The 5,503-nt window shown below is 64.3% G+C and carries 6 protein-coding genes and 1 pseudogene; 4 read left to right on the top strand and 3 right to left on the bottom strand.

Going from position 1 to position 5,503, the window contains the following annotated elements:
- From DVDV_RS21395 to DVDV_RS21385, 3 genes and pseudogenes are all read right to left on the bottom strand, one after another.
- Positions 1–479 (bottom strand): annotated as a pseudogene (locus DVDV_RS21395) (response regulator); the annotation flags it as partial.
- 98 nt (positions 480–577) lie between these two features.
- Entirely contained in the window at positions 578–1,240 is a 663-nt protein-coding gene (locus DVDV_RS21390) for a FlgO family outer membrane protein (RefSeq protein ID WP_075356592.1), read from the bottom strand.
- A gap of 10 nt (positions 1,241–1,250) precedes the next feature.
- Positions 1,251–1,706 carry a hypothetical protein gene (locus DVDV_RS21385; RefSeq protein WP_075356591.1) on the bottom strand — a complete coding sequence of 152 codons (456 nt, stop codon included), beginning with the start codon at positions 1,704–1,706 and terminating at the stop codon, positions 1,251–1,253.
- Positions 1,707–1,924: 218 nt separating this feature from the next.
- Here DVDV_RS21385 and DVDV_RS21380 point away from each other — a divergent pair, with 218 nt between their 5' ends.
- The 4 genes from DVDV_RS21380 (at position 1,925) to DVDV_RS21365 (ending at position 5,433) form a co-directional block, all read left to right on the top strand.
- The gene (locus DVDV_RS21380; protein WP_075356590.1) at positions 1,925–2,302 is read left to right on the top strand and encodes a desulfoferrodoxin; all 378 of its coding nucleotides are present in this window, start codon (positions 1,925–1,927) and stop codon (positions 2,300–2,302) included.
- A gap of 3 nt (positions 2,303–2,305) precedes the next feature.
- On the top strand, positions 2,306–2,815 hold the full coding sequence (locus tag DVDV_RS21375) for a ferritin (protein ID WP_075356589.1): 510 nt from the start codon (positions 2,306–2,308) through the stop codon (positions 2,813–2,815).
- An 87-nt stretch (positions 2,816–2,902) separates the two neighbouring features.
- Entirely contained in the window at positions 2,903–4,597 is a 1,695-nt protein-coding gene (locus DVDV_RS21370) for a 2-oxoacid:acceptor oxidoreductase subunit alpha (protein WP_075356588.1), read from the top strand.
- Positions 4,594–5,433, top strand: coding sequence for a 2-oxoacid:ferredoxin oxidoreductase subunit beta (locus DVDV_RS21365; protein WP_075356587.1), 840 nt, complete (start codon positions 4,594–4,596; stop codon positions 5,431–5,433). Before DVDV_RS21370 ends, DVDV_RS21365 begins: the two co-directional genes overlap by 4 nt.
- Positions 5,434–5,503: the final 70 nt, after the last annotated feature.

The raw sequence follows: 5,503 nt of genomic DNA, 5'->3' as shown, positions 1-5,503 counted from the left end.
CGGCCGTCTTCGGCTTCCAGCACCTGGATATTGAGATTTTTAAGCAGCCCCGAGAGCCGGGCGCGAAAGAGCTTGGAGTCGTCGACCACCAGGGCGCGCACGAACTGGTTTTTGTACAACCGTTCGATCAGCCGCTCCATGGCTTCCATCTCGGCCATGGTCTTTATAAAATAATCCACGACATTGTCTTCGAGCAGGCGCTTTCGAACCTCCTCGGAAAAGCTCGCCGTCATGACCACGGCCGGTATCCCCAGGGACTTGGCCAGGGGGACGATGCGCCCGTCCGGGTCGTCGGGCAGGTTGCGGTCCAGGATAGCCACGAAAATGGAGTCGCGCCGGGCGGTCATAGCCTCTTCGGCCTCGGCAAAAGAATGGGCCACGATGGTGGGGAAGGGCGTGCAACCGGCGATATGCTGGGAGATGATCTTGGCCTGGACGCGGCTGTCCTCCACAACGAGGACATGGCGGTGATCGGTCATGCTGCCATCCTTATCCGGAACGTAATGCCTGCTCAATAGGGGATGGCGGCGGTCCTGGCAAGGAGGCCGGGCAGGATGCGCCCTGCCCGGCCGGGCGGCTACCAGTGGCGGGTCATGTATGGGGTCATTTCCCGTTCAAATGTGGCCGGGTCGGTGGTGGATACCGTGGGCGCGACAAAGGCCGTGGGGCTCATCCCGGCCATGGCTCCGACGGTTGCATCCATGGGCAGGGTGCGGCTTGAGGCTGCGATGATGTTGTTGTTTCGGGCGTCTATGACCTCAAGGGAAAAACGCACGCCGCCCGGGGTCACGGTATAGGTGCCGGCCAGGACCAGGGTGGCCGTGGCCCGCTTGGTGGCCAGGGCCCTGGTGTCGCGGGTCAGTACGAACTCTCCCTGGCTGCGATTGAAGATGATGTCGCTGGCCTTGCGGATTTCCTGGACATTGTAGCCCATGCCGACAAAGGCGGCCGAGAGTTCCTGGCCCATAAGCCGCGACAGCGGCGAGGCCCGCTCCAGATTGTTGAGATCGGCCGGGGTGGTGATGACCAGCCAATAAAGGCCCCGGCTGTTGTCGGGCGTGCCCATGCCCAGGCGCGGCCCGAGCTGGCGGTCGAGATCGGCGGCCATGGCCATGGCCACGTCGGGATACTGGATCGGCGGCGGGTTCTTGCCCGGACCGCACAGCGCTCCCATGAGCAGCGGCGAGAAAAGCGCGGCCAGGAGAAGGGGCATAAGGCCCGTTATGCGGCTGGTCTTCATGGTGGTCTCCTTATTTGGCGGCCGGGGCCGGAGCCGGAGCCGGTTCGGGCGGGAAGGCGGCCGGGGCGGCCTTGGGTTCCGGCGTCTTGCCCGAAGCCTGGGGCGGGGATGCCGCCTTGGCCGGTTCCGGGTCCAGGGGGAAGATGGACTCGGTCGGGGTCTGATAGCGTTGCTCCAGCCTGGGGGCGGCCGGGTTGCGGTCCGTTGGCGTCGGAGCCTGGGCTTTGGGCGGCACGGGCTGGCGTCTTTGGGGCTTGGCCCGGCGGGGCTTGCGTTTGGCCGGCCGGGACACAAAGGGTCTGGCCGGCGTGGACGGGGTCGGCGGCTGGCTCGCGTCGCGGATGGTCAGCGTGGTCGGAAGGGGGGCGGGAGTGCCGGCCATGGCGTCGCCGGGCAGCCCGGGGTCGGCTGCGGCAACGCAGATCAAGATGGCCACAGCGGCCGCAAACAGACGGATGGCGGACATGGCGGTTTCCTCCCCGGGGCTCTCCCCATGCCATGATCATCGGTCGATCCGGCCAAATCTTTACGTCTCCTTCCTCTCCATTTGCGCCCGGGGGTTGCCTAACAGCCCAAGAAGTGTTTTATGGAAATACAAGGTGTTGCTTGTCCCCGTCGGCCTGGGCCTCCCCGACCCGGCCACCAGCGGTCAGATCCATCGGGGACCTATAAGGAGTATGTGACATGGCTAAGCAACTGGAAATCTACAAGTGTGAACTGTGCGGCAATATCGTTGAGGTTCTCCACGCCGGCGAGGGCGAACTGGTGTGCTGCGGCGCGCCCATGCAGCTTATGACCGAGAATACCGTGGACGCTGCCAAGGAAAAACACGTCCCGGTCATCGAGAAAATCGACGGCGGCTATCTGGTCAAGGTCGGCGCTGTGGCCCACCCCATGGAAGAGAAGCACTATATCGAGTGGATTGAGTTGATCGCCGACGGCAAGGCCTACCGCGAGTTCCTCAAGCCCGGACAGGCTCCCGAGGCCCGGTTCTGCATCAAGGCGGCCACGGTCAGTGCTCGTGAGTACTGCAACATCCACGGCCTGTGGAAGAAGGATTAACGGATGCTGTCCAAGACCATGGAAAAGGCCATCAACGATCAGGTGCATTGGGAATTGTATTCGGCGTACCTGTACGTATCCATGGCCACATACTTCGAGGACAAGGGACTGATGGGCTTTGCCAACTGGATGCATGTGCAGGACCAGGAAGAGAAATTCCACGCCCAGAAGTTCTATAACTACATCGTGGAGCGCGGTGGCCGGGTCATCCTGCAGGCCATCGAAGCCCCGCCCCATGAATGGGCCTCACCTCTGGCCGTCTTCGAAGACGCTCTTGAACACGAGCAAGGGGTGACGGCGCGCATCTACAAGCTCATGGATCTGGCCTTGGAGGAACGCGACCACGGCACGGCTTCTTTCCTCAAGTGGTTCATTGACGAGCAGGTGGAAGAAGAAGCCAGCGTGGCCGATGTGATCTCCAAGCTCAAGCTTGTGGACCAGACCCCGGGTGGCGCGTTCATGCTCGACAAGGATCTGGCCACCCGGGTCTTCACGCCGCCGACCAACGCCTAAACCCATCCGCGCCATTTCCGGCGCTCCAACGCTTCAGGCCGCCCGCGTCCATCGTGGGCGGCCCTCCTTTCGCACAAGGGAGTCTTCATGGCTGCGTCATCCGTCAACATTCTCATTGGGGGCGAGGCCGGCCAGGGGCTGGTCACGGTGGGCGAATTCCTGGCCCGGGCCCTGACCCGGGCCGGCTATTCCATTGTCGTCACCCAGGACTACCAGTCGCGCATCCGGGGCGGCCACAACACCTTTGCCATCCGGGTGGATGCCGCCGCCGTCCTGGCCCCGACCGAATCCATTGATCTGCTGGTGGCCATGTCCGCCGACACCCTGGCCATCCACAAAGGCCGTCTGACACCCCGGGCCCTGGTGCTGGCCGATGCCGCTTACGGTCTGGATGGCCAGCCCGGGCTGGCCATCCCCTACAAGGACCTTTGCCCCAAGCCGCTTTACGAGAACATGGCCGCCCTGGGCGTGCTCGGTGCACTCTTGTGCCTCGATCCGGCCTGGATCACCGGCCTTATCCGGGATAAATTCGCCAGAAAGGGCGAGGACGTCGTGGCTGCCAATCTGGCGGTTTTTGCTGCGGCCGTGGACTGGACCGCCAGCCAGCAGGCTGCCTTTGCCTGTCTGACCCCGCCAACGCGCCAGGGCAAACGCCTCATGCTCCACGGCAACGAAGCCCTTGCCCTGGGAGCGCTGGCTGCCGGGGTCAATTTCTGCTCGTTTTATCCCATGACGCCCGGCACGACCGTGGTGCAGACGGTCATAGACCATGCCGACGCCCTGGGCGTGGTCGTGGAACAGGCGGAGGACGAGATTGCCGCCATCATCATGGCCCTTGGCGCTGCCTACGCCGGAGGACGCGCCCTGGTGTCCACCTCCGGCGGCGGATTTGCGCTTATGGTCGAAGGCGTGTCCCTGTCCGGGATGCTCGAAACCCCGGTGGTCATCGTGGTGGCCCAGCGCCCCGGCCCGGCCACGGGACTGCCCACCCGCACTGAACAGGCCGACCTGGATCTGGTCCTCTACGCCGGCCACGGCGAATTTCCTCGGGCCATCTTCGCCCCGGGCAACCTGTCCCAGTGCTTTCAACTGGGCTACCTGGCCGTTTCCACGGCCGAACGGTTCCAGTCCCCGGTTTTCATCCTGACAGACCAGTTCCTGGCCGATTCCTTCCGCGACACCGAGCCCTTTGCCCTGGCCGAGTTGCCGCCCGTGCCCCGGCCGCTCACGGATGTTGCCGATGCCGCCGGCTACGAGCGCTACGCCGTGACCCCATCCGGTGTCTCGCCGCGCCTTGTGCCGGGATTTGCTGCAACGACGGTGGTCCTTGACAGTGACGAACACACCCCGGACGGCCACCTGACCGAAGACCTGGGCGTGCGCGTGGTCATGCAGGACAAACGGATGCGAAAGCTTGGCGGCCTGGTTCAGGACGCCTTGCCGCCCGACCTGTACGGCGAGGCCGCCGGGGCCATGCTGCTCGCCTGCTGGGGTTCGACCCTGGGGGCCGCGTTGGAAGCGGCGCACTTGCTGCGGGAGCGTGGCGAGCCGGCCTGCGTGCTCCATTTCAGCCAGGTCTGGCCGCTGGTGCCGGCCACGTTTGTGCCCCTTTTGCTCGCGGCCCGGCGCACGGTCATGGTGGAAGGCAATTTCGGCGGCCAGCTGGCCAAACTCATCCGCCGGGAAACAGGCCACGTTTTTGACGCCCATGTGGCTCGCTACGACGGGCTGCCGTTTACGGCGGGCTACATTGTCGACAAGCTTCTGGAGGTGGCCCGATGAATGCGCAAACGCCTTACGGCGAGTTCGAAACGGCCTGGTGTCCGGGCTGCGGCAATTTCTCCATCCGAAAAGCCGTCGTTGCGGCCCTGACCGAACTTGCGCTGCCGCCGCACAAAGTGGTCTTTTCCAGCGGTATCGGCCAGGCCGCCAAGGCCCCGCACTACATCCGGGTCAATGTCTTCAATGGGCTGCACGGCCGGTCCCTGCCGGCGGCCACCGGCATCAAGCTGGCCAATCCGGAGCTGGCCGTCTTTGCCGAATCCGGCGACGGCTGCTCCTACGGTGAAGGCGGCAACCACTTTCTGGCCGCCATCCGGCGCAATATCGACATCACCTACATAGTCCACGACAACCTGATCTACGGCCTGACCAAAGGCCAAGCCAGCCCGACCACGCCCAAGGGCCAGAAAACCAAAACCCAGCCCCACGGCGCACCCTCCCAGCCGTTTAACCCCCTGGCCGTGGCCGTGACCATGGGCGCGGGCTTCGTGGCCCGGGGCTTTGCCGGCGACATCGAACATCTGGCCGGCCTGATCGTGGCCGCAGCCCGCCATCCCGGATTTTCCCTCATCGACGTGCTCCAGCCGTGCGTGTCCTTTAACAAGGTCAATACGTTCGCCTGGTACAAGGAACGCTGCTACCGCCTGGGCAACGACCACGACTCGGCCGATCGCCACGCCGCCCTGGAAAAGGCCCTGGAGTGGGGCGATACAATCCCCATCGGCATCCTCTGGAAGAGCGACCGGCCGCCCTTTGGCCCGATACCCAAGGCCCCCCTGGCCGCAGCCGAGCCGGATATGGCTGTTTTGGGTGATATTCTGAAGAGTTACGAGTAGTTGAGAGAGAAAAGAGTGCCTCCGGCGGCCAAAGGGCAGTGCCCTTTGGAATCCCACCGGGGGAAAGTAT

This window comes from Desulfovibrio sp. DV (assembly GCF_001936595.1).
In the GTDB taxonomy this organism is placed as follows: Bacteria; Desulfobacterota; Desulfovibrionia; order Desulfovibrionales; family Desulfovibrionaceae; genus Solidesulfovibrio.
This window is presented reverse-complemented; position numbering and strand designations above follow the sequence as displayed.

What these genes read in the sequence shown, in the direction of transcription:
- DVDV_RS21385 (WP_075356591.1), bottom strand. Translation starts at nt 1,706, where the DNA reads ATGTCCGCCATCCGTCTGTTTGCGGCCGCTGTGGCCATCTTGATCTGC.
- DVDV_RS21390 (WP_075356592.1), bottom strand. Translation starts at nt 1,240, where the DNA reads ATGAAGACCAGCCGCATAACGGGCCTTATGCCCCTTCTCCTGGCCGCG.
- DVDV_RS21370 (WP_075356588.1), top strand. Translation starts at nt 2,903, where the DNA reads ATGGCTGCGTCATCCGTCAACATTCTCATTGGGGGCGAGGCCGGCCAG.
- DVDV_RS21380 (WP_075356590.1), top strand. Translation starts at nt 1,925, where the DNA reads ATGGCTAAGCAACTGGAAATCTACAAGTGTGAACTGTGCGGCAATATC.
- DVDV_RS21375 (WP_075356589.1), top strand. Translation starts at nt 2,306, where the DNA reads ATGCTGTCCAAGACCATGGAAAAGGCCATCAACGATCAGGTGCATTGG.
- DVDV_RS21365 (WP_075356587.1), top strand. Translation starts at nt 4,594, where the DNA reads ATGAATGCGCAAACGCCTTACGGCGAGTTCGAAACGGCCTGGTGTCCG.